This window comes from Kitasatospora sp. NPDC054939 (genome assembly GCF_053610105.1).
Window position 1 is genome coordinate 1 of sequence record NZ_JBSGXP010000091.1, and the last position, 21,131, is coordinate 21,131.

Here is a 21,131-nt window from a genome sequence, read left to right on the forward strand (position 1 = left end):
GAGCCGCGCCGCACCTCTGTGCGTCGCGGACCGACGAAGGCGACCTCGGAGGCCCGAGGTCAGGGCCGACCGGGCGGGCGCAGTTCGCGTTCGAGGGCGGCCAGGGCGAAGGCGTGCGCGGAGGAGTGCTCCCAGCGCGACCGCCCGAACATGATGTCCCCGGAGAGCCCGTTCAGCATGGCCACGGCCCTGATGACGAACTCGGGAAGGTCCACGTCGGCGAACTGCCCCAGCGCCCGGCCCTCGCGAACGACGTCGGCCAGGCGCTCCTCCCAGACGTCGGACAGGTCGGCGAGGAGTTGTCGGCCCGCGTCGTCGTGGCGCTGCGCCAGCACCTGCGTCCACAGCGCGTAGCGCTCGTCGCCCGGGTGGCGGGGCAGGTAGAAGCGGACGAACAGGGCCAGCTTCTCGGCGGGGGACGCGGCGTCGTCCGCGGCCTGCTGGAACCTTGCCCCGAGGTCCCCTTCGCTCCAGGCGAGGACTTCGAGCAGCAGGCGGTCCTTCTTCCCGAAGTGGTACAGGATGTGCCCGGTGCTCATGCCGGCCCGCGCGGAGATGTCCGACATGCGTACGGCCGCCGTGCCCTTCTCGGCGATGACGCTGATGGCGGCCAGCATCGCCCGTTCCCGCGCCTCGTCGCCGCTGGGCTGGCGCTTCCTGTCGACCGGGGCCCGAGCGGGCCGGGGGCCGGTCGGTGCCTCGGGGATCTTCGCGGAGCTGGGCGCGCCTTCGGGTGGGAGGCGCGTCGGCCGCGCGGGCCCGGTCTCCGGCGTCGGCATGGGCTCACCTCGATTCTGGGTACCTAGATCCGTAGTCTAGACTGAAATTCTAGTCAGTGCGACCGGACCGGGGGCGCGGCGGCGGCGTGTGCGTGATCGGCCCGATGCCCCAGCGGTTCGCCTGTTCGACCCAACCACCCAGGAGGCACCCGCATGACGCGCGGATTCGACGTTGTGGAGACCTGTATCGCTGACCTGCGCGCGGCGCTGGAGAAGGGCGAGACCACCGCGGTCGAGCTGCTCGACGCCTACCTCGCGCGGATCGACGCGTACGACCGGCCCGGTACCGCCACCGCGCTCAACGCGATGGTCGTGATGAACCCGGACGCCCGCGCGGAAGCGGAGGCCTCCGACGCACGCCGCGCCCGCGGCGAGACGCTCGGCCCGCTCGACGGCATCCCGTACACGGCGAAGGACAGCTACCTCGCCAAGGGGCTCACGGCCGCGGCCGGCTCCCCGGCGTTCGAGCACCTCGTCGCCCAGCACGACGCCTTCGCGATCGAGCGGCTGCGCGCGGGCGGGGCCGTCCTCATCGGCCTGACCAACATGCCTCCGATGGCGAACGGCGGCATGCAGCGCGGCGTGTACGGGCGCGCGGAGAGCCCGTACAGCGCCGACTGGCTCACCAGTGCCTACGGATCCGGCTCGTCCAACGGCTCGGGAACCGCGACGGCGGCCTCGTTCGGCGCGTTCGGCCTCGGCGAGGAGACCTGGTCCTCGGGCCGGGCGCCCGCCTCGTACAACGCGCTGTGCGCCTACACGCCCAGCCGCGGCGTGATCTCGGTGCGCGGCAACTGGCCGCTCGTGCCGACCATGGACGTCGTGGTCCCGCACACCCGCACCATGGCCGACCTGTTCGAACTGCTCGACGTCATCGTGGCCGACGACCCGCAGACCCGCGGCGACCTGTGGCGCGCCCAGCCGTGGGTGACCCTGCCCGCGGCGTCGCAGGTGCGCCCCGCCTCCTACCCGGCCCTCGCGCCCGCCGACGCCGGGACGGCCCGGGCCTCGCTCGCCGGCAAGCGCGTCGGCGTGCCCCGGATGTACATCAACGCCGACCCCGAGGCCGGAACGAACCCCGACGGGGGCATCGGCGGCCAGACGGGCGAGCGGATCGACACGCGTCCCTCGGTGATCGCCCTGTGGGAAGCCGCGCGCCGCGACCTGGAGGCCGCCGGCGCCGAGGTGGTCGAGGTCGACTTCCCCGTCGTGACGAACTACGAAGCCGACCGCCCCGGCGCGCCGTCGCTGTTCACCCGCGGCCTGGTCGGCCGGGACTTCCTCACCGTCGAGATCGAGGACCTGTCCGCCTGGGCATGGGACGACTTCCTGCGCGCCAACGGCGACCCGGCGCTCTCCACCCTGACCGAGGTGGACGGCGACCGCATCTTCCCCAAGCAGCAGGGCGAACTCCCGGACCGCTACGCCGGTTTCGACGACACGATCGGCGACTACCCGCGCTTCGTGCGCGAGCGCCCGTACGCGTCCTTCACCGAGATGCCGCACCTGGAACAGGGCCTGCGCGGGCTGGAGGAGACCCGCCGGGTCGACCTGGAGCTGTGGATGGACGAACTGCGCCTGGACGCGGTGGTGTTCCCCGCGGTCGCCGACGTGGGCCCCGCGGACATGGACGTCTCCGAGGCGTCCGCGGACCTCGGCTGGCGCAACGGTGTCTGGGTCGCGAACGGCAACCTGGTGCCCCGTCACCTCGGCATCCCGACGGTGACCGTGCCCATGGGCGCCATGGCGGACACCGGTATGCCCGTCGGGCTGACCTTCGCCGGCCGCGCCTACGACGACAACGCCCTGCTGACCCTCGCCGCGGCCTTCGAGGCGACGGGCAGCCGGCGCACGGTGCCGCCCCGCACGCCGCGGCTGTCGGCGGAGTGACCTGACCGCGCCACGGCGCGTCGGGACGGGCTCGTCCCGTCCCGACGCCGGTCCGGTCGGGGCGTCGCTGCCGGGGTGCGGGGGGAGGCGGCGATGGCCGATGGCAGGAGATCTTCCGGCGCCAGTCGGTGAGCAACCCTCATCTGAGGCCTCTTCGGCCGAAGATTCTCCTGTCGGGCCCCACGGCGGGTCCGGAGGATACGGGTGTGGGCGGTTGCCGGCTCAGCCGGCGAACCACGGGACGCGGCAGGCGTGCGGCGCGGCGCCCTCCGGGCACAGGTCGCCGATGACCTCCTTACGGATCGCCCGCCAGGTCCGCAGGGAGCACCTCAGCCGGACGCGCAGCTCGACCGCCTCCCGCCCGCCGCCGTCCCGGCCCGGATGCTCGGCGGCCCACTGCTCGGCGAGGAGGTCGTACACCTCGGCGGTGGCCAGACCGCTGCGGGGCTGGACGCGGGCGATGTCGGCTGCGACGACCCGGGCCCCGCGGCGGCCGGCGGCCCGGTCGACGAGGCCCCTGGCCCAGGTCAGGCCGGGTTCGTCCGCGTACAGGCCGAATACCAGATTGCGTGTCCTCATGATGGCGCCAACCTACGCGCCGTCGGCCGGGAGCGACAGCGATTAACGTTCAGCGGGCGGAGCGCAGTGGCGCTCCCCGGTCCGCGCGACCAAGGGAGCGCCACTGCGCCCGCCCGTCAGTTCAGCGGCCGGCTCAGGACGTAGACGGTGCGCACGACCACTGCGGCGGAGAGCACCAGCAGGTGGTAGCCGATCAGCGCGTACAGGCTCAGGTCGGCCGCCACCATCGGTCCGCCGTCCAGGCCGAGCAGTTGGACACCGGTCACGCCGAAGAAGATCCCCAGGAAGGTGAGGAGCACCCGGCTCAGCAGCTCACCGGCCACCTTGCGGTCGCGCGGATCGGCGAACAGCCGCACGCTCACCGCAAGCCGGCCGTCCTCCAGCGCGCTGCCGATCCGGTCCAGCCGGCGCGGCAGCCGCCGCAGCACCGGCAGCAGGCCGAGCACCTCGTCGTGGGCGACCTGGCGGGCACCGCTCGGGCCGATCCGGTCGGCGAGCCGGGACGTCGCGTACGTGCGGGACGCCGCCAGCATGTCGAACTCCGCGCTGAGCCGCAGCAGGGTGCCCTCCAGCGTGCCGAGCGCCCGGAACACCGCGGCGATCTCCGGCGGAACGGCCAGCCGGAAGTCGGTGACCAGCCGGAACAGGTCGGTGAACATCTGCACGTCCGGGGCCGCGCCGGGGCCCAGGTGGCGGGCGCTGAACCGGCCGAGGGCCCGCTGGAGCCGGTGCTCGTCGACGTCCTGCGGGCGATCGGTGACATCCAGCAGGGCGTCGCGCAGTGCGGCGGCGTCCGCGCGCTCCACGGCGAGGAAGAGGGCGGCCATCGACTCGCGCAGCCCCGCGTCGATCCGGCCGACCGACCCGAAGTCGAGCAGGGCCGGGCGCCCGTCCGGCTGGAGCAGGATGTTGCCCGGATGCGGGTCGGCGTGGAAGACGCCGTCGCGCACGATCTGGTTGAGCAGGGCGGTGAACAGGGTGTCCGCGAGTTCCCGGCCGTGCTTCTCGTCGTCCGGCCGGGCCTGCCCGAGCGGGGTGCCGTCGATGCGGTCCATCACCAGGACCCGTTCGGTGCTCAGCGCCTCGTGCACCTGCGGCACGGTCACGCTGTCGTCGCGCCGCTCCGCCGCGGCGCGCCGGACGGCGGTCATGTTCCGCGCCTCCACCCGGAAGTCCAGCTCCTCGCGCAGGGCGACCGCGAACCCCTGCGCCAGTTCCACCATGCCGAGGCTGCGCCCCCAGTCGGTGCGGGTCTGCAGGGTGGCGGCGAGCCGGCCGACGATGTCGAGGTCGCGTTCGACGAGCTCGTGCACGCCCGGCCGCTGCACCTTCACGATCACGCGGGTGCCGTCGTGCAGCACCGCCGCGTGGACCTGGGCGACCGAGGCCGCGGCGAGCGGACGGTGGTCGAACTCGGCGAACACCTCGTCGGGAGCGGCGCCGAGCGCGGCGAGCAGCACTCGCTCGACCTCCGGCCAGGGTGCGGCCGGCACCCGGTCCTGGAGCCGCCCGAGCTCCTCGACGTACGCGGCGGGCAGCAGGTCGCGGCGGGTCGACATCACCTGGCCCAGCTTGACGAACGTCGTCCCGCCCGCCTGGAGGGCCTGCCGCAGCTCCTGCGCCAGCAGTTCGTGGCGCGCGTCGCCGCGCCGACCGCGGCCGCGCAGGTACGGGCCGAGGCCGTGCCGGCCGGCGATGCCGACGATCTGCGAATAGCGCCGCATGCGCGCGATCCGGCCCCGCACCGAGCGCGGCCAGGACAGCGGGCGGACGCTGCCCGCCGGCAGCACGAGGTCCATGGCGACCAGGGCCACCATGGCGACCAGCAGGGCTATCCCGACCATCAGCGTGCTCAGCACGATCCGCTGCTCGTCCCGCTGGAGGTGGGTGCCCAGCAGTGCTCCCGCGGTCGAGATCCCGACCAGCCCCGCCAGGACGGCCCGCGGCAGCCCGGCCTCGATGCCCAGCAGCCGGCGGCCCAGCAGCGCCGGCGGCACCACGAGCAGGAAGCCGCCCACCAGCATGCCGATGATCCACATGTGTCCGATCCCCCGTCAATTCCGTGCATGGGACGCGTCGGTGTCCGTCCCGCCACCCCGGCCGGACGCCGGGACCGGCTCATCCTGCCATCGGCCGCGGTGTGCGTGATCCCGTGGGTCGGCGCTGCACGCCGTGTGCAATGATCTTGCACGCTCCGCACGGCGGAGCCCGCGCCGCGCACCCGCGTGCGGGTCGGTCGGCGGCCCGGACCACGGGGACGGCGGACACGGGGCCCGGACGGTCGGGCCGGTACGGATCCGCGCCGGCCCCACCGCGTGCGCACCGCGCACCTCACCCATCGGGGGACACGATGCTGGAGCTGGTCGAAGCGGCCGCCCGGGAACAGGGCTTCACACCCGACGCGGCGCAGCGGGACGCTGCCGAACGGCTCGGGCGGCTCGCCGCCGAACTGTCCGCACGCGGCAGGCTGTTCCACCGGAGCACGCCGCGGGGCGTCTACGTGTGGGGCCCGGTCGGTCGCGGCAAGAGCTGGCTGACCGGCCTGTTCTTCGACGCGCTGCCGGAGCGGCACAAGCGGCGGGTGCACTTCCACGAGTTCTTCCGGGAGTTCCACACCGCCTACGCCCGCCACCGCGGGGACCGCAGGGCGTGCGACAAGGCCGTCGGTGAACTGCTCGGCGACTGCCGGGTGCTGTTCTTCGACGAGTTCCACGTCCACGACCCCGGCGACGCGATGATCATCACGCGGGTGCTCACCTCGCTGCTCGAACGCCGGATCACCCTGGTCACCACCTCCAACTACCCGCCCGAGGGGCTGCTCCCGAGCCCGGTGCACCACCACCTGTTCGAGCCGGCGATCGAGCTGCTCCGGGCGTCCCTGGACGTCGTCGAGGTCGCCGGACCGTACGACTACCGCACCCGCGAATCCGCCCGGGGCACCACCGGACCGGGCTTCCGGCACGGCCGCTACCTCTCGCCCGGCACCGACCGGCAGCTGCGCGACGCCGGCCTCACCCCGCCCGCGGAGGACGAGCGCACGGCCCTGCCCGCCGGCAGCGGCACCGTCACCGCCCGCGCCGTACGCGACGACCTGGTCTGGTTCGACTTCGCCGACCTCTGCCGGGCCCGCACCTCCACCGGCGACTACCTGGAGCTCGCCGACCGCCACACCACCTGGGTGCTGTCCGGCGTGCCCCGGCTGACCGATGCGGACCGCGACGCCGCCCAGCGCTTCGCCAACCTCGTCGACGTCCTGCACGACCGCGACACCACGCTGTACCTGATCGCCGACGCCCCGCTGGGCGATCTCCTCCGGGGCGACCTGCTCCCGGCCGACACCAACCGCACGGTCAGCCGGCTCCACCTCCTGCCCGAAACCGAACCCGACCCCGCATCCGCCTCCGAACCCGCGCCGACCGGCTGACCGTCGGGCCGTGGGCTCCCGGGCGGCCGGCTCCCGGGCAGCCGGTCGCGTCGGTGGCTCCGCCCGTCAGTTGCCGGCCCCGCCCGGCAGGGGGCGCCGGGTGCCGGAGAGCCGGGCGGACACCGCGGCCCGGAAGCCGGCCCGGTCGGGTCCGTACGCGGCCGACATGGCCCGCGTCCACCAGGACGTGAGGGCGGCCTCCCGCTCCACCTGGTCCTCCAGCGGGCCGATCTCGCGGTGGAAGGCCGTGCGGTCGGCCGACGTGGGCAGGGCCCGGGCGATGCCGTCGATGCTGACGGGCACCCTGGGCCCGCCGGGTGCGCGGTGGACAGGCTGGGCGCTCATCCGTCCCCCTCCCTCGGTCGGTTGCGGTCCGGCCGCGGTCGTGCCGCCGTCGCGATGTCGATGCCGATGTCACGAACGGTACCGGCTGCGGGATGCGGAGGGGAACGGTTGCCGCCCCGGCCCGGTCGCCCGCCGGGGCCTGGGTCGGGGCCGGGGCTGCGGCCGGGTTCGCGGCCGCCGCTTCGACGGTCAGACGTGCAGGGTCCCGTCCAGCACCGTGACGGCGTGTCCGGTGAGGTGCACGCGGTCGCCGTGGAGGGCGGTGCGGATCAGTCCGCTGCGCGCGGACACCTGGAGGCCGGTGAGTTCGCCGCGGCCGAGGAGCGCCGACCAGTACGGGGCGAGCACGGTGTGGGCGCTGCCGGTCACCGGGTCCTCGGGGATGCCCTTCGCCGGTGCGAAGAAGCGGGAGACGAAGTCGTGGCCCGCCCCGGTGCGGTCGGCACGAGCGGTGACGACGAGGCCGCGCAGGTCCTCGCGGGTCGTCAGGGCGGCCACGGCGTCGAGGTCGGGAGCGAGGGTGCGGACCGCCGCCTCGTCGGGGAGGACCACCAGCAGGTCGTTCAGGCGCTCGGAGCGGAGGACGGCCTCGGGGGCGGCGCCCAGCGCCCGGGACAGCCCGGCCGGTACCGGCACCGCGGAGGCCGGGGCCGCCGGGAAGTCGAGCGTGATGCCGCCGTCCGGCTCGGCCCGGGTGACGAGCACGCCGTGGCGCCGGCTCAGGAACCGCACGGCTCCGACGAGGCCCCGGTCGGCGCGCAGCGCGTGGGCGGTGGCGAGCGTGGCATGGCCGCACAGGTCGGCCTCGACCTGTGGGGTGAACCAGCGGATGGCCCAGTCGGCCTCCGCCGAGTCGGGCCGCGGAAGGGCGAAGGCGGTCTCGGAGTGGTTCATCTCGGCCGCGACCTGCTGCATCCAGGCGTCCTCCGGCCAGGGTCCGTCCGGCAGGAGGCAGACGGCGGCCGGGTTCCCGAGGAAGGGCCGGTCGGTGAAGGCGTCGACGACGTAGAGGCGCATGCCGAGACCGTAGCGGTGCCGGGGCCGCGATCGCCAAGGCCAATCCGCACCAAGTGGACCGCTCATCGGACCCGTCAGGGAGCCCATGGACCTACCGTGTCCCCTCCACCAGCCCGCGGAAGCGGCGGAGCGACCGTTGGGCCAACGGGTCGGTGGCCGGTCGCAGGGCGCCGGCGACCACCCCCGCCCCCGGCAGCCGGAAGGCGCCGAGGAAGGCGAAGCGGGTGCCCTCGCCCTCCGGGTGGGCGGCCATGCCGCCGAGGAGGAAGCGGCTGCGCATCAGGCACCAACCCGGCGAGAGTTCGAGGTCGAAGCGGGCCCGCAGCCGGGTGCGGCCGGTCACCAGCGCCTCGGGCCGCCCGCCCCGTCCGTCCGCCAGCCGCACCGACCGGATGTCGGGCAGCCAGCGCGGCATGCTCGCCTCCAGGTCGGCCGCGACGGCCCACACCTCGTCGAACGGCGCGTCCAGTACCGTCTCCCGGACGGCCGCGCCGGCGGTCACCGCCGCGATCACGTGCAGTCGCCGCACGGGGTCGAAGTCGGCGACCGGCCATACGGGTTCGTTCGCTGCGGTCACAGCTGCCACGCCCTTCGGAAGCTGAGTCGGGCCCGGGACAGCCGGGACTTCACGGTGCCGGTCGCCACGCCCAGCAGGTCGGCGGTGGAGCGCTCGTCCAGCCCTTCGAGGTCGCGCAGGACGAGGACGGCCCGGTGCTCGGGCGTCAACCGGGCCAGCACGTCGTCGATGTCGGCGGCCAACTGGGGGTCGCCCGGGCGCGGCAGTTCGGAGAGGTCGGCGGGCACGCAGCGGGCCGTCCGCCGGACGTGCCGTACCGCCTCGCGGACCGCGATCGCCCGGACCCAGCCGAACAGCGCCGCCGGATCCTGGAGTTGGCCCAGCTTCCGGAAGACCGCGATCAGCGCCTCCTGGGTCGCGTCGGGGCCGTCGTCCAGCGCGATCGGGCCGCACAGGCGTCGTACGTACGGTGCGACCAGCTCCAGCAGTTCGCTGACCGCCAACTGGTCGCCGCGCTGGGCTGCTCGCACCAGCTCGGCGCGGCCGGTGTCGGCTCGGGTGTCGGCTCGGGTGTCGGGACCATCCACATCCGACTCAGAGGCCGGTCGCCGCCCGGACGTTCCCTCCGCCCTCCGGGTTTCCGGTGTGACGCTCGCCACAGGAACGTCCGGCGTCCGCGCCCGCTCCTCGGGGTGACCCACCGTCACGCCACTCCGGGAGCCCTCGTGAACCACCGCACCGCCGCCCGCACCGTCGCGGCCGTCCTCGCCGCCGACGCCGTCGTCCACCTCTACTGGACCACGGGCCTCACCTGGCCCGCCCCGGACACCGCCACCCTCTCCCGGCTCGTCCTCAACGCCGACGTGCCGTTCACCCCGCGGATCCTGGTCCCGCTCGCCGCCCTGCTCCTCACCGCCGCCGCCCTGGTCCTCGCCCGTGGCGGCCGGCTCGACGCCCTGGCCCGCCGCCTGCCCGCCCCACTCCTGCACTGGGGCCCGTACGCGGTTGCCGTCGGCCTCCTCCTGCGCGGCCTCGCGGGCCTCGTCTGGATCACCGGTCTGGGCACCGACCCCGGCGACCTCTTCTACTGGCTGAACCTCGCCCTCTACACCCCGCTCTGCCTCGCCTGCGCCGCCGCCACCTGGGCGGTCGCCCGCAGCCACCGGCGACTGCCGGCTGCACCCGCTCGCTGAACGACCGGGCGGGGCCCGCCGCGCGCGGCGCGTGTGCGGCGGGCCCGACTGCGATACCGGGCGGTCAGGTGCCGTTCGGGCAGAAGCCGGCCCGGAGCAGATCGGTGAAGACGCCGATCGGGTCGTCCCAACCGCCGTCGGCCCAGTCGCCGTTGACGTTGGCGGTGAGCAGCCGTCCGCCGTCGCGCGTGCCGTAGGCGTAGGACCACGACCCGAAGAGCGCGCCGCCCATGCCCCAGACCGTCGCCCCGTCGGGAAGCCGCAGCGAGGAGATGCCGAGGCCGTAGCCGGCCTCGGGCAGCCAGTTGCGGGTGGGGACGGTGGTGAACATCTCGTGCTGCTGCGCCGGCGGCAGGAGGCGTCCCCCCAGCAGGGCGCCGAGGAACCGGTTGAGGTCCCCGGCGGTGGAGACGGCGCCCCCGGCGGCCCAGAACACGGACGGATCGAGCTCGGTCGCGTCGTGGACCGGCGCGCCGGGGTCGGTGCGGAACAGCTTCGTGTAGTGCCGGGAGTGCGGCCCGCGGATCGTCGGGTCGCTGCCGCGCGGCAGGTACGTGCCGGCCAGGCCCAGCGGGCGGCAGATCCGGTCCGCCAGCACCTCGTCGAGCGCCCGGCCGGTGGCCCGCTCGACGATCAGGCCGGCGAGGACGTAGCCGGTGTTGGAATACGCCCAGCCCGCGCCCGGGGCGAACGCGGGCGGACGGGACACGGCGATCCGCACCAGGGACTCGGGGGAGTGCGTCTCGTGCCGGTTCAGCGCCTCCTGGTCGTCGGTGTAGTTGGCGATCCCGCCGGTGTGGTCGAGCAGCATCCTGATGCTCACCGCGGTGCCGTCGTGGTCGCCGTGGAGCAGGCCGGGGAGCCACTGCTCCACGGTGTCCTCCAGGTGCAGGGCGCCCTCGGCCGCCAGCTGCAGCACGGCCGTGGCCACGAAGGTCTTGGTGATGCTGCCGATGCGGAAGCGGTCGTGCGGTGAACGGCTGCGACCGGTCCCGGTGTCGGCCGCCCCGGCGGTCCCGAACCACGTCCGGGTCGCCGTCGCGGACCTCGGTGAGGATGCCGGGAAGGCCGCCCCGGCCCACGGCCTCGTCGAGCAGGTGCCGGATCGCCCCGTAGTCGGCGGCCGGCGGGCCGGGCGGGCCGGGCGCCGGCGCCGCGGACGCGGACACCGGGCCCGGGGAGGCCGCCGGACCGGCGGCGGGCCGGCCGCTGTCCATCGGGGCCGTGTGCTGGTGCATGCCGTTCTCCTCCTGGTGGGTTTCCACGGATGCCCGGTCCTCGGCCCGCAGCGCGACCCGTCGGCGCGCGGCTCGCGGGCGGGTTCGGCCGCCGGGTCCGGTGATCAGCGGTCCCGGGGGTCGAGGTTCTGCCGTACCCGGTCCGCCAGTTGGGCCCGGTCGACGCCGGCGAGGGCGAGCGCACGCGGCACGGTGCCGACCTGGGCCTGCAGGATCCCGAGCAGCAGGTGCGCCGACCGCAGGTCCTTCTTGCGGGCGGTGGCGAAGCTCCGGTCCAGGGCGAGTCTGGTGGACGCGCCCATCCTCGGCTGCTGGGGATCGGGACTCGGCGCGGGCAGGTCGAAGCCGCTCGGATCGACGCCGACCGTACCGAGACTGTGCGCGAACTCCCGCTCCAGCGCCGCGCGGAGAGCGGCGTGATCGAGCCCGGCCGCGGCCAGGGCCTGCTGCGCACCGGACCCGTGGTCGGCGGCGAGCGCCAGCAGGAGGTGCTGCGCGTCGTACGCTGCCGACCCCTCCTGGCGGGCCTCGTCCATCGCGCAGACGAGGAGCGCGTGCAGGTACTCGTCAAACGCGCTCATCGCCGCGCCTCCTCAGCTCGACCCCGGCGGCGATGAGCCGCTTGGCGTGCTTCTTGTGGACCGCCTGGCGGGTCACCCCGAGCGCCTCGGACACCTGAGGCCACCCCCAACCCGCCCGCATCGCCTGCTCGACGGCGGCGTCCTCCAGACGGTCGGCGAGGCGCCGCAACGCCGCGACGGCCGCCAGGGCGTCGGCGGGGTCGGGCGGAAGGTCGTTCTCAGGAGCGGACACGCAAGCAACTCTAGTTGACTAATCGGGATAGTCAACCGGAGTTGCTCATTGTCCCGCCCCGGCACGACGGCCCCGGCACGACCGCTGCGGGCGGGCCGCCAGGCGGCCGCCGCGACGGGTCAGGCCGCTGCGTCCGGAACGGGGTCCCGGTCCGGGGCCGTGCGGTCCTGCGCCCACGCCCGGCGGGGGCGGGCGGGCAGCACCCGGCCGAAGACGCTGCCGCTGAAGTGGCCGCCGGCGAGTACGGTCGACGGCTGCTCCAGCTCCGCCAGCAGCCGTCGGCGCGTGGCGACGGCCGCGGCCGGATCGTGGTCGAACGCGCAGGCCCACTGGCTCTCCACGATCTGCACCTGGCTGTGCATGACGTCCCCGAGGACCAGGATCCGGCGCTCGTCGCGGCCGGTCGGGTCGGTGACCAGCAGGCTCAGGTGGCCGGGCGTGTGCCCCGGGGTCGCCAGGACGTGCACGCCCGGGGCGATCTCCGCGCCGTCCGCGACGAACCCGATCCGGTCCGCCAGCGGCGCCTGGACGGCCACCGGGTCGGGGCCGGCGGGGTCGTCCGTGCCCCACCAGTGCGTCCACTCGGCCTCAGCGGCCAGGTGCCGGGCCCGGGCGAAGGTCAGCCCGCTCGCGGCACGGGTGCGCCGGGTGCCGGGGGAGGGCGCGAGGTCGCTGGTCCAGCCGACGTGATCGTGGTGCAGGTGGGTGAAGAGCACGGTGTCCACGTCGTCGGGCGCCAGGCCCTCGGCGGCGAGCGCGGCGGGCAGGTTCCCGCCGCGGAAGGCGGCCAGCCCGGGGATCGCGAACTCCACGTCGCCGAGCCCCAGATCGACCAGTACGGCCCGGCCGTCCGCGGTCCGGACCAGGAACGAACCGATGCTGACCGTGAACCGGCCGTCCGCGTCCAGGTGGGCGCCGTGCGTCGCCCAGCCGTCCGGGGCGCTGCCCGGGAAGAACGCGGCCGGCTCGATCCGGCCGTGGCCGTCGGGCAGGTAGGTGACGCTGGTGCCGCCGACGGTCAGGCGGGCACGGGGGGACGGGTACGGCACGGTGGCCTCCACGGGAGTCTGGCTGCGGATCGCTTCGCCACTCACTCTCGGAGAGTCACGCCCCGCCGGGAAGTACGCACTTGCAAGTGCGGGACCCACTCCGGGGTCGGCTCTGGTGCCCCGCCGCCGGCTCGGCTAGGTTGCCGTCATGCCGCAGCCCCGCACCCGCCGTCCCCGTCCGGGCACCCCCGGAGCGGCTCCGGCACGGCTGCCGGACGGCCACCTCGCGGACACCTACAGCGCCCCCTGCCCGTCCCGCGCGGCGCTCGACCGGATCGCCGACAAGTGGACCGTGCTGATCGTCGGCGCCCTGGCCGGCGGTACCCGGCGCTACACCGAACTGCGCACGGCCGTCGACGGCATCAGCGAGAAGATGCTCACCCAGACGCTGCGCAGCCTGGAGCGCGACGGGCTGGTCGCCCGCGAGGTGTACCCGGTGGTGCCGCCCCGGGTCGAGTACCGGCTCACCGAACTCGGACGCACCCTCGACGCGCCGCTCGCCGCCGTCCGGGCCTGGGCCGAGCAGTACATCAACGAGGTCGAGGGCGCCCGGCTGCGGTACGACACCGAGGGGTGAGCGCCGCCCGGACGCCGCGGCGGGGAGTCGCAGCGGGCGCCGGGCGAGCGGTGGGCCGGACGGGTGCCGGGATCCCCCGGTGGCGGAGTGGCAGCCCGTCAGAAGGTGTGCGCACCGCTACGGTTCGGCGAGACCGGTCCGCCCCTTCTTCTCGTCTTGCCTCCGGATGGGAGAACGCATGCCCGGAACACCCCCTGCCCCGCTCGGCGCCGCCGCCGGCACCCGGTGGCTGGCCGCCCTGGTGCTGGTGCCGGCTCTCGCGGCCTGCTCCGGCGGTGGCGGTGGCGGTGGCGGTGGCTCCGGCAACGGCAGCGCGTCCTCCGCGGCGCGGTCCGCGTCCGAACCGGGGGCGACCCCGCCCGCCGAGGGCGGGCAGCCGCAGGAGCAGCGGACCAAGGCGGGCGGGAACCAGGGCGGCTTCAGTTCGGCTGGCCAGGTCACGGCCACGGCGAGCGGCACGTGGAGATCCGTACGGGTCGAACTGTCGAGCACGAACAAGGTGAGCTTCCGGGCGACCGTCAGCGACGTCCGCGACTGCACCCCCGGCAGCGGGTCGCCGCAGGCGAGTCCGGCCAGCCAACCCGTCGAGGTGGTCAACGGCCGAAGTCTCGCGGCGGCCGAGTTCACCTTCACAAGCCCGGAGCCGAACGTCGACGGGAAGCGCAAGATCTGCGCGACGGTCCGCATCGGCAACGAGAGCCGCACCCTGACGGCGGAGGGCGGGGTCAGCGTCTCCGGGGGCGGCGCGGGCGATCCGGACCCGGGCGGGTCGAGCCCGACGTCCCAGAAGCCCGGCAACAGCCCGAAGCCCGGCAATCAGAGCCCGAGCACGCGTCCCGGCGGCTCCCCGAACCCCGGTGGCGGATCCTCCGCCGAGCCCGCCCCGCTTCCGGCCCCGGCGGGTCCCCGCTGAGCACTGACGACCAGCCGGACGCCGACGGCGCCACCGCGGACGCCGACGGTGCCACCACGGCCGGCGACCGCGCGGCTCCCGCCCCGGTCGGCGGCGCGGCTCCCGCCCCGGACGGCGGCTCCCCGGCCGCCGTCACCCCGGACGCCACCGCCCCGGCGGCGGCCGACGAGGCGGCGGCGCCGACCGGCCGGTCGTGGAGCAGCTGGATCGGCCTGCTCGCCTCCTGGGTCGCGCCGACCACGTTCATCACGGCCCTGCTGTTCTTCTTCGGTTACGCCTACACCGACTCCCTCTACCAGCACTTCGGCGTGGACGCCGCCACGCTCGGCTTCTCCACCCAGGAACTGCTGCTGCGCAGTTCGCCGGCCCTCTACCTGCCCGTCGGCGTGCTGCTGTGCGGTGCCCTGCTGGCGGCGGTCGGCTACCACCTGGCGACCCGGACCGTCCGCAGCGGCTCGGACGGCCGCCGGGCGGTCCACCGGGCCTGCCTGGCCGTCCCGTTGCTGGTGGTCCCGCTCGTGGCGGTGGGCTTCCTCGCCGGGTTCGAGGTGATCGACGCCGGCCCGATGGGCACCCCGCTGATGCTGGGCGGCGCCCTGCTGGTGGTGGTGCTGGCCCGGCTGCTGGCCGTGCGGGCGGCCGGCGCCGCGTACCCGCTCACCGGTGAGCGGGCGGCGCTGGGCATCAGCGTGGCGCTGATCGTGCTCTGCTCGTTCTGGGCCGCCGGCGGCTTCGCCCACCAGAAGGGCACCGCCGACGCCGAACGGCTGGCCGACAACCTGGCCCTGCGTCCGGCCGTCGTGCTGGACACCACCGAGCGGCTCTACCTCGGGTGGCCCGGAGTGGACGAGCGCGCGCTGCCGGACGCGGGCGAGAACCAGCGGTTCCGCTACCGCTACCGGGGCCTGCGGCTGCTCGCCCAGGCCAACAACCGGATGTTCCTGATCCCGCGCGACTGGACGTGGGAGGACGGCAACGTGCTGATCCTCCCGGTCGACGCGGGCGTGCGGATCGTGTTCCACCCGGGCTGACCGGGCCGCGGTGGGCTGACCGGGCCGCGGCGGGCCGGTGGCCTGTCGGCTCGGCCGTACGTCCTCGACCACCGCCACCAACTCGGGTGTGGCCGACCGGAAGTGCGCCCACCCGCCGACCTCCGACACCCGCACCGGCCGCCCGCACCGGCCACCCGCCGTCGGGCCGCCGAAGGATCCGGCGACCGGGCCGCTCACCCCGGCGGTCGAACACCCGCAACCGCAGGTGGGCCGTGGCAGTCGGGGCCGGGCCGGTTCGGTGGCCGGTCGGTGCGCACCGGCACACACTGGGTGGGTGCCCGTTGAACACCCGTCCCCCTCGGAACGCGCGCTGCTGGCCGCCGTCGAGTCCCTGCCCGACACGGGAGAGTGGTCCTGCGCCTGGGTCACCCTGGCCCAGGGCCGACTCTTCACCCCCCGACCGTGGCCGGCCTCCGGTGCGCCCCGCCGCGGGGCGGGCGGGCGCAGCTTCCCGAACGCCCTGCGGGTGGCGCGGCAGACCAACGGCGCCTACGTGGAGGGGTTCAGCTATGCCGACGGGACGGTTCGGGCCCACGCGTGGTGCGTCGACCGGGACGGAGCCGTGCTCGACCCGACCTGGCCGCCCGGCGGTTCAGCGGACGCCTACCTCGGCGTGCCGATGACACCGCGCTTCGTGGAGGCCTTCCAGCAACGCACCCTGACCAAGACCCATTTCGTGGGTGTGCTGGACGCCCAGGTCCAGGCCGAACGCGACGCGGACCGCATCCGCACCGACGGCATCCCCGACTGGGCGCTGGTCGACACCGGCCGCCCGCTGCCCCCTCTCGGCCCGCCGGCCGGTTGAACGGGTACCGCCGCACGGCGCAGCGCGGTGGGTGGCACGGCACGCGCGGCGGTGATGCTGGGAACGCGGCGGGCCGGCCGTGGACCCCCGAGCAGGGCCGGCCCCTGACCGCCTGCAACGAGCGCTCCCGCCAGGCCCCTTGGCCGCCCGGCCGCCCGGCTCAGAGTTCGATGACGATCTTCCCCTGGGTGTGCCCCTCCTGGCTGAGGGCGAACGCCGCCGCGAGTTCCGCCAGCGGGAACGTCGCCGCGACGTCCACCGTGAGCCGGCCCGCGTCCGCCAGCCGCCCCAGCTCCGCCAGGTCCTCGCCGAGCGGGCGGACCCACATCCACTGACCGCCCGCGCCGAGCACGGCGTGGTCGGCGATCGAGGCGTGCCGCCCGTCCTCGGCCAGGACCGCCAGGGTGGCGTCGAGGACCCCGCCCACGAAGTCCGCGACGACGGTGACCCCGTCGGGCGCCAGCGCACGGACGCGCTCGGCCAGCCCGTCCCCGTAGGCCACCGGCTCGCAGCCCAGCCCGCGCAGCCGGTCGTGGTTGCGCGGCGAGGCGGTGCCGATGACGCGCGCACCGGCCGCCCGGGCGAGTTGCACGCCGAACGAGCCGACACCGCCGGCTGCGCCGTGCACGAGGACCGTGTCACCGGCGCCCGTGCCGAGGCGGGTGAGGAGTTGATGGGCTGTGAGCCCGGCCAGTGGTAGCCCGGCGGCCTGCGCCCAGCTCAGCGAGGCGGGCTTGGCGGCGAGGGCGCGGACCGGCACGCTGACGTACTCCGCGAAGGTGCCGCCGTGCACGTAGTCCTTGCGGGCGTACGCCATCACCTCGTCGCCGACCGCGAACTCGGGCACGTCGATGCCGACCCGCTCGACGGTGCCGCTGACGTCCCACCCCGGAACCACCGGGTACACGACGTCCATCAGGCCGTCGAGCCCGCCCGCCATGATCTTCCAGTCGACCGGGTTGACCGCGGCGCACCGGACCTTGACCAGCACCTCGCCGGGCGCGACCTTCGGCAGCGGCAGCCGGGTCTCGCGGAGCACCTCCGTCCCGCCGTAGGTCTCGTACGCCATCGCTCGCATGCTGTTCTCGGACATCCTCGCAACCTCTCCGTATGTCGTCGTGCCGTTGAGCCGCCGTGCTGTTCAGTCGTCGTGCCGTCGTGCCGTCGTGCCGTCGTGGCGTCGTGCCGTCGTGGCGTTGAGCCGTCCTGCCTTCGAGCCGTTCGCGGATCCGTCCCATCGCACCACGGCGGAGCCCCGACACGCCGGAGGACAGGGCGCGGCCGTGCCCGGTGCGCCGTCCGTCCCGCGCCCGGCCCCCGATGAGCGCCGGCCCGGCGGCCCGACCGGTACGGATACGACCGGACCGGTCCGGGCACGACACCCGCACGGGCGAGCACACCGCGCGGGGTGGCCACCGCGCCCGCACGATGGAGGCGGCCTCCGCCCGGACCCGGCGGTCCACGGACCGTGCCCGGGGCTCCCGGTGCGGGGGTACGTTCCGGCCCCGGTCGGCTGCGGACCCGCACGGTCCGGCCGTCCCACGGGCCACGCACCAGGAGGAGAAACGATCATGGCAAGCGAGAAGCCCACCTTCGCCATCCGCGGAGACGACCTCACCCTCGACGACGAGGGCCGCGTCCACATCGCCGACCCCGAACTGGCCCGGTCGGTCGCGAACGTCCTGGCCTTCACACCGCACCCCGGATCCTCCGGAACGACCGTCAACAACTGCCACGGCGGCAACTGCTCCGCCGGCTGCGCGCCGAAGTGAGCGCCGCCCCCGGCGAACTGTCGCCGTTCGACCAGGAATTCACCGCCTCCGTACGGCCCGACCGGCTCCAGCTCATCCTGCTGCCGACCGAGCAGTGCAACTTCCGCTGCACGTACTGCTACGAGGACTTCGCGATCGGACGGATGGCCCCCGAGGTCGTCACCGGCGTGAAGAACCTCATCGACCGGCGCGCCGCCGACCTGCGACACCTCCAGGTGTCGTGGTTCGGCGGGGAGCCGATGCTCGGCCGCGGAATCGTGGAGGAGGTCTCCGCCCACGTGCAGCGCGCCCAGCAGCGCCACCCCGACCTCGGCTACGGCAGCGACATGACGACCAACGGCTACCTGCTGGACGGCCGCACGGCCGACCACCTGGCCGGCCTCGGCATCCGGTCGTACCAGGTCTCCCTGGACGGCCCGGCCCGCTTCCACGACCGGACCCGGCTACGGGCCGACGGCCGGGGCACCTTCGAACAGATCTGGCGCAACCTCGTCGAGATCCGCGCGGGCTCGGCCGACGTCAAGATCCTGCTGCGGGTCCACCTCACCCCGGAGAACCTCGCGGCGATGCCGGAGTTCCTCACCCGCATCCGGGACACCTTCCTGGACGACCCCCGGTTCCGGGTCTTCCTCAAGCGCGTGGTGCGCCTCGGCGGACCCAACGACGCGACCATGGACGTACTCGACCCCGAGGAACAGCGGATCGCCGAACTGCGCGCCCTGCTGACCGAGGGCGGCGGCCCCGAGCGCCTGTTCGCCGCCGAGGACGTCTGCTACGCCGCCCGCGCCAACTCGCTGCTGGTGCGCGCCGACGGCCGGATCGGCAAGTGCACGGTGGCGCTGTCCGACCCGGTCAACGACATCGGCCGGCTGCGACCGGACGGCTCGCTGGAGATCGACAACCCCCGGCTGCGCCCCTGGCTCCAGGGCTGGGAGGCGCGCGATCCGGAACTCAACGGCTGCCCGTACGCGGCGTTCACCCGCGGGCGGACGCAGGCGCCGGCCCAGCCCCGGCCGCAGCCGCTGCTGCAGATCTCCAAACGGCCGCTCGCCGCAGCTTCCTCGGCCTGACCGCCCCGCCGTCCGCCGGGCCGGCCACGGGGCGGTCCGGCGGACGGCGCCGAGCGGCGGGACCCACCGGCCCCGGGGCCGCGTCAGCCGGCGGCGGGCGGGCGCTTCCGGAGCGGCGGGATGTCCGCGGACGGCGGGGCGGTGGTGAGGGCCTGCGGCTGCGCGGCCCAGTGGCGGATGCCGGCGACGTCGATCCCGAACGGCGGGTCCGCCTGGAAGGGCGCGAGCGCCTGCGCGGACCGGGCCAGGAGCGCAGCGGCGCCCTTGGCGTTCCCGCGCGCCGCGTGGGTGAGGCCGACCGCGTACTGGGCCAGCGCCCGCCACAGGGCCCGCTCCTCCTCCGGGGCCGCCTTCCAGCGGTCCTCCATCACCTCGTGGGCGTGGAACGGCCTTCCGTCGTCCAGCAGTTGCTGCGCCTCCGCGAGCGTCTGCCCGGGAGTGCGGACCACGCCCTCGGGCTGGCGCGGAGCACCGCTGCTCCCGTACGGCAGCGGCCGGCCCAGCGCGTCACGGGGACGCCCGTTGCGGGCCCGCCCCAGGGCGTCACGGTCCCGGCCGGCCCGCCCGGCGACCCGCCGCGGCGCGGCGGGGGAGTCCTGCGGGTGCCCGCAGTCGGCACGCAGCCTCCCGCACCGCACACACACCTGTTCCAGCCAGCACGCCGCCTCGCCGCCCTCGTACTCCACCGCTCCCATGCGGCCATTGTCCTCCCCCGAGCGGCCGGGGAGCGGGGGGCCGGTGATTGGCCCGTTCGGGGGATCTGTCCAGATTGGCGGGGCTTGGGCGGAATGTGGAGCGTGCCCGAGGGCGTTGGTGCTCGTTGTCGAGACTGTTGACCCTTCAAGCAGGAGGTAGCCGTCATGACCACCGCGATCGACTGGGACCACCCGAAGGACCCGCAGCCCGGCTGGCAGCTGGACCACGTCCGGCAGTACGTCTCCTCCGAGGGCGCCGAGGGCCACTTCTGGAACGGCACCCGGACCCTGCTGCTGACCACCGTCGGCCGGGTCTCGGGGCAGGCGGTGCGCACGCCGCTGATCTACGGGGAGGACGACGGGAACTACCTGGTCGTCGCCTCCAAGGGCGGCGCCGCCGAGCACCCGCTGTGGTTCAAGAACCTGACCGCCCACCCCGAGGTCCGCATCCAGGTCGGCCCGCGCATCTCCCAGGGCACCGCGCGAATCGCGACCTCCGCCGAGCGCGCTGCGTTCTGGCCCGTGATGGTCGGGCACTGGTCGGCGTACGACGAGTACCAGGCGAAGACGGACCGGGAGATCCCGGTGGTCGTCATCGAGCCCGTCTGAGCCCACCTGGCCCACCTGCCTGCCTGCCGGCCCTGCCGGGACACGCCGGTCGGGGGCTGTCAGCCGTGGAAGCGCACCCTCACCAGGAAGCAGTCCTCGGGGAGCTGGAGCAGGTACTCGTCGGCGTACTCGACGTACGAGTCCCCGTAGGGTTCCCGCTGCTCGACGAAGACGTCCGCGCCGGAGTCGAGCCACTGCCCGTCCAGGGTGAGCAGATGGTCCGTCGTGTTCACGTAGGAGCACAGGCGGCGGACCTGGACGTCCTCCGGTTCGGCGAACCTCGCGATCGGGTCCCACATCGTCGTGGCGGTGAGGGAGCGAATACGAGGCGTGTCCTGGATGGCACGGATGACCTCCTGCTCCTCGAACTGCCCACGGAACCGGGCGTTCGGGCCCAGGCCGTGTACGGCGCTGAACTCCCTCCGCAGCTCGTCCATGGTGCGCGCCGGCGGGAAGGGCCGGGCGTACTCGTGCCAGGCCCGCCACGCGTCCCGCGCCTCCGCCGCCGTCGCGTCGCGGCGCGTGTCGAGGTCGAGCAGCCCCCGCGGCCCACCGTCGCAGAGCGAGGGAGGCAGCGGCGGGCGGGCCAGGTAGGAGGGCGCGGTGTCCTCGACCCGGATGCGGCGCGGGTCGGCCTCTGCGCCGGGCCGGACGTCGAACGTCCTCTGGAGGCCGATGCCCCAGGCGTCCCACTCGCCCTGGTAGGGGCCGTGGTCCCCGTTGATGCCGAACGGGTGCACGAGGTCCAGGCGAACCTGTCGATCGCCAACACGGACTTCGACCAATCGGCGGTT

23 protein-coding genes and 1 pseudogene are annotated in these 21,131 nt (G+C 74.8%); 10 read left to right on the plus strand and 14 right to left on the minus strand.

Annotated features, from left to right (window positions below):
* Positions 1 to 59: 59 nt before the first annotated feature.
* On the minus strand, positions 60 to 617 hold the full coding sequence (locus ACWGB8_RS24125; protein ID WP_452215648.1) for a TetR/AcrR family transcriptional regulator: 558 nt from the start codon (positions 615 to 617) through the stop codon (positions 60 to 62).
* A 315-nt stretch (positions 618 to 932) separates the two neighbouring features.
* Between ACWGB8_RS24125 and ACWGB8_RS24130 the strand changes: the two genes are divergently transcribed.
* Positions 933 to 2,669: an amidase gene (locus ACWGB8_RS24130; protein ID WP_452215649.1), complete on the plus strand. Its 1,737-nt coding sequence runs from the start codon at positions 933 to 935 to the stop codon at positions 2,667 to 2,669.
* Positions 2,670 to 2,891: 222 nt separating this feature from the next.
* Here ACWGB8_RS24130 and ACWGB8_RS24135 read toward each other — a convergent pair whose 3' ends face one another.
* Both ACWGB8_RS24135 and ACWGB8_RS24140 read right to left on the minus strand, forming a co-directional pair.
* Complete coding sequence (locus tag ACWGB8_RS24135; protein WP_452215650.1) at positions 2,892 to 3,248, minus strand: hypothetical protein; 357 nt, start codon at positions 3,246 to 3,248, stop codon at positions 2,892 to 2,894.
* A gap of 116 nt (positions 3,249 to 3,364) precedes the next feature.
* Complete coding sequence (locus ACWGB8_RS24140; RefSeq protein WP_452215651.1) at positions 3,365 to 5,287, minus strand: ABC1 kinase family protein; 1,923 nt, start codon at positions 5,285 to 5,287, stop codon at positions 3,365 to 3,367.
* A gap of 311 nt (positions 5,288 to 5,598) precedes the next feature.
* Between ACWGB8_RS24140 and zapE the strand changes: the two genes are divergently transcribed.
* Positions 5,599 to 6,672 carry a cell division protein ZapE gene (zapE, locus tag ACWGB8_RS24145; protein WP_452215652.1) on the plus strand — a complete coding sequence of 358 codons (1,074 nt, stop codon included), beginning with the start codon at positions 5,599 to 5,601 and terminating at the stop codon, positions 6,670 to 6,672.
* A 66-nt stretch (positions 6,673 to 6,738) separates the two neighbouring features.
* On the opposite strand, the gene ACWGB8_RS24150 is transcribed toward zapE, so the two are convergent.
* The 4 genes from ACWGB8_RS24150 to ACWGB8_RS24165 form a co-directional block, all read right to left on the minus strand.
* On the minus strand, positions 6,739 to 7,017 hold the full coding sequence (locus ACWGB8_RS24150) for a hypothetical protein (protein ID WP_452215653.1): 279 nt from the start codon (positions 7,015 to 7,017) through the stop codon (positions 6,739 to 6,741).
* A 189-nt stretch (positions 7,018 to 7,206) separates the two neighbouring features.
* Positions 7,207 to 8,034: a PhzF family phenazine biosynthesis protein gene (locus tag ACWGB8_RS24155; protein WP_452215654.1), complete on the minus strand. Its 828-nt coding sequence runs from the start codon at positions 8,032 to 8,034 to the stop codon at positions 7,207 to 7,209.
* Positions 8,035 to 8,125: 91 nt separating this feature from the next.
* Positions 8,126 to 8,611: an SRPBCC family protein gene (locus ACWGB8_RS24160; protein WP_452215655.1), complete on the minus strand. Its 486-nt coding sequence runs from the start codon at positions 8,609 to 8,611 to the stop codon at positions 8,126 to 8,128.
* Complete coding sequence (locus ACWGB8_RS24165) at positions 8,608 to 9,138, minus strand: RNA polymerase sigma factor (RefSeq protein WP_452215656.1); 531 nt, start codon at positions 9,136 to 9,138, stop codon at positions 8,608 to 8,610. The genes ACWGB8_RS24160 and ACWGB8_RS24165 overlap by 4 nt, the downstream gene beginning before the upstream one ends.
* A 138-nt stretch (positions 9,139 to 9,276) precedes the next feature.
* On the opposite strand from ACWGB8_RS24165, the gene ACWGB8_RS24170 reads away from it, so the two are divergent.
* Positions 9,277 to 9,744: a DUF3995 domain-containing protein gene (locus ACWGB8_RS24170; protein ID WP_452215657.1), complete on the plus strand. Its 468-nt coding sequence runs from the start codon at positions 9,277 to 9,279 to the stop codon at positions 9,742 to 9,744.
* Positions 9,745 to 9,808: 64 nt separating this feature from the next.
* Here ACWGB8_RS24170 and ACWGB8_RS24175 read toward each other — a convergent pair.
* The 4 genes and pseudogenes from ACWGB8_RS24175 to ACWGB8_RS24190 form a co-directional block, all read right to left on the minus strand.
* Positions 9,809 to 10,708: pseudogene (locus tag ACWGB8_RS24175) on the minus strand (serine hydrolase domain-containing protein); the annotation flags it as partial.
* Between the two features lie 378 nt (positions 10,709 to 11,086).
* Positions 11,087 to 11,563, minus strand: a complete 477-nt coding sequence (locus tag ACWGB8_RS24180) for a Clp protease N-terminal domain-containing protein (protein ID WP_452215658.1) — start codon at positions 11,561 to 11,563, stop codon at positions 11,087 to 11,089.
* A complete protein-coding gene (locus ACWGB8_RS24185; protein WP_452215659.1) occupies positions 11,550 to 11,795 on the minus strand; it encodes a hypothetical protein in 246 nt (81 codons plus the stop codon). Before ACWGB8_RS24185 ends, ACWGB8_RS24180 begins: the two co-directional genes overlap by 14 nt.
* A gap of 119 nt (positions 11,796 to 11,914) precedes the next feature.
* A complete protein-coding gene (locus ACWGB8_RS24190) occupies positions 11,915 to 12,889 on the minus strand; it encodes an MBL fold metallo-hydrolase (RefSeq protein WP_452215660.1) in 975 nt (324 codons plus the stop codon).
* Positions 12,890 to 12,992: 103 nt separating this feature from the next.
* Between ACWGB8_RS24190 and ACWGB8_RS24195 the strand changes: the two genes are divergently transcribed.
* From ACWGB8_RS24195 to ACWGB8_RS24210, 4 genes are all read left to right on the plus strand, one after another.
* Complete coding sequence (locus ACWGB8_RS24195) at positions 12,993 to 13,421, plus strand: winged helix-turn-helix transcriptional regulator (RefSeq protein ID WP_452215661.1); 429 nt, start codon at positions 12,993 to 12,995, stop codon at positions 13,419 to 13,421.
* 178 nt (positions 13,422 to 13,599) lie between these two features.
* Positions 13,600 to 14,334, plus strand: a complete 735-nt coding sequence (locus ACWGB8_RS24200) for a hypothetical protein (RefSeq protein ID WP_452215662.1) — start codon at positions 13,600 to 13,602, stop codon at positions 14,332 to 14,334.
* Positions 14,335 to 14,642: 308 nt separating this feature from the next.
* Positions 14,643 to 15,365 (plus strand): hypothetical protein, encoded by a 723-nt coding sequence (locus ACWGB8_RS24205; protein WP_452215663.1) that lies wholly within the window; start codon positions 14,643 to 14,645, stop codon positions 15,363 to 15,365.
* Positions 15,366 to 15,660: 295 nt separating this feature from the next.
* The gene (locus tag ACWGB8_RS24210; protein ID WP_452215664.1) at positions 15,661 to 16,191 is read left to right on the plus strand and encodes a hypothetical protein; all 531 of its coding nucleotides are present in this window, start codon (positions 15,661 to 15,663) and stop codon (positions 16,189 to 16,191) included.
* 160 nt (positions 16,192 to 16,351) lie between these two features.
* On the opposite strand, the gene ACWGB8_RS24215 is transcribed toward ACWGB8_RS24210, so the two are convergent.
* The gene (locus ACWGB8_RS24215; RefSeq protein ID WP_452215680.1) at positions 16,352 to 17,269 is read right to left on the minus strand and encodes an NADP-dependent oxidoreductase; all 918 of its coding nucleotides are present in this window, start codon (positions 17,267 to 17,269) and stop codon (positions 16,352 to 16,354) included.
* 493 nt (positions 17,270 to 17,762) lie between these two features.
* Between ACWGB8_RS24215 and ACWGB8_RS24220 the strand changes: the two genes are divergently transcribed.
* Together ACWGB8_RS24220 and ACWGB8_RS24225 are read left to right on the plus strand one after the other, a co-directional pair.
* Positions 17,763 to 17,963 (plus strand): hypothetical protein, encoded by a 201-nt coding sequence (locus tag ACWGB8_RS24220; protein ID WP_452215665.1) that lies wholly within the window; start codon positions 17,763 to 17,765, stop codon positions 17,961 to 17,963.
* On the plus strand, positions 17,960 to 19,033 hold the full coding sequence (locus tag ACWGB8_RS24225; RefSeq protein ID WP_452215666.1) for a radical SAM protein: 1,074 nt from the start codon (positions 17,960 to 17,962) through the stop codon (positions 19,031 to 19,033). Before ACWGB8_RS24220 ends, ACWGB8_RS24225 begins: the two co-directional genes overlap by 4 nt.
* A gap of 83 nt (positions 19,034 to 19,116) precedes the next feature.
* Here the strand turns inward: ACWGB8_RS24225 and ACWGB8_RS24230 are convergent, their stop codons facing one another.
* A complete protein-coding gene (locus ACWGB8_RS24230) occupies positions 19,117 to 19,728 on the minus strand; it encodes a DUF309 domain-containing protein (protein WP_452215667.1) in 612 nt (203 codons plus the stop codon).
* A gap of 165 nt (positions 19,729 to 19,893) precedes the next feature.
* Here ACWGB8_RS24230 and ACWGB8_RS24235 point away from each other — a divergent pair, with 165 nt between their 5' ends.
* Positions 19,894 to 20,337 carry a nitroreductase family deazaflavin-dependent oxidoreductase gene (locus tag ACWGB8_RS24235; protein ID WP_452215668.1) on the plus strand — a complete coding sequence of 148 codons (444 nt, stop codon included), beginning with the start codon at positions 19,894 to 19,896 and terminating at the stop codon, positions 20,335 to 20,337.
* 59 nt (positions 20,338 to 20,396) lie between these two features.
* Here the strand turns inward: ACWGB8_RS24235 and ACWGB8_RS24240 are convergent, their stop codons facing one another.
* The gene (locus ACWGB8_RS24240; RefSeq protein WP_452215669.1) at positions 20,397 to 21,077 is read right to left on the minus strand and encodes a hypothetical protein; all 681 of its coding nucleotides are present in this window, start codon (positions 21,075 to 21,077) and stop codon (positions 20,397 to 20,399) included.
* Positions 21,078 to 21,131: the final 54 nt, after the last annotated feature.

Bases quoted from the DNA above. Each gene is read 5' to 3' on its own strand.
- ACWGB8_RS24125 (WP_452215648.1), bottom strand. From the start codon at position 617: ATGCTGGCCGCCATCAGCGTCATCGCCGAGAAGGGCACGGCGGCCGTA.
- ACWGB8_RS24130 (WP_452215649.1), top strand. From the start codon at position 933: ATGACGCGCGGATTCGACGTTGTGGAGACCTGTATCGCTGACCTGCGC.
- ACWGB8_RS24135 (WP_452215650.1), bottom strand. From the start codon at position 3,248: ATGAGGACACGCAATCTGGTATTCGGCCTGTACGCGGACGAACCCGGC.
- ACWGB8_RS24140 (WP_452215651.1), bottom strand. From the start codon at position 5,287: ATGTGGATCATCGGCATGCTGGTGGGCGGCTTCCTGCTCGTGGTGCCG.
- zapE (WP_452215652.1), top strand. From the start codon at position 5,599: ATGCTGGAGCTGGTCGAAGCGGCCGCCCGGGAACAGGGCTTCACACCC.
- ACWGB8_RS24150 (WP_452215653.1), bottom strand. From the start codon at position 7,017: ATGAGCGCCCAGCCTGTCCACCGCGCACCCGGCGGGCCCAGGGTGCCC.
- ACWGB8_RS24155 (WP_452215654.1), bottom strand. From the start codon at position 8,034: ATGCGCCTCTACGTCGTCGACGCCTTCACCGACCGGCCCTTCCTCGGG.
- ACWGB8_RS24180 (WP_452215658.1), bottom strand. From the start codon at position 11,563: ATGAGCGCGTTTGACGAGTACCTGCACGCGCTCCTCGTCTGCGCGATG.
- ACWGB8_RS24195 (WP_452215661.1), top strand. From the start codon at position 12,993: ATGCCGCAGCCCCGCACCCGCCGTCCCCGTCCGGGCACCCCCGGAGCG.
- ACWGB8_RS24200 (WP_452215662.1), top strand. From the start codon at position 13,600: ATGCCCGGAACACCCCCTGCCCCGCTCGGCGCCGCCGCCGGCACCCGG.
- ACWGB8_RS24215 (WP_452215680.1), bottom strand. From the start codon at position 17,269: ATGCGAGCGATGGCGTACGAGACCTACGGCGGGACGGAGGTGCTCCGC.
- ACWGB8_RS24220 (WP_452215665.1), top strand. From the start codon at position 17,763: ATGGCAAGCGAGAAGCCCACCTTCGCCATCCGCGGAGACGACCTCACC.
- ACWGB8_RS24230 (WP_452215667.1), bottom strand. From the start codon at position 19,728: ATGGGAGCGGTGGAGTACGAGGGCGGCGAGGCGGCGTGCTGGCTGGAA.
- ACWGB8_RS24235 (WP_452215668.1), top strand. From the start codon at position 19,894: ATGACCACCGCGATCGACTGGGACCACCCGAAGGACCCGCAGCCCGGC.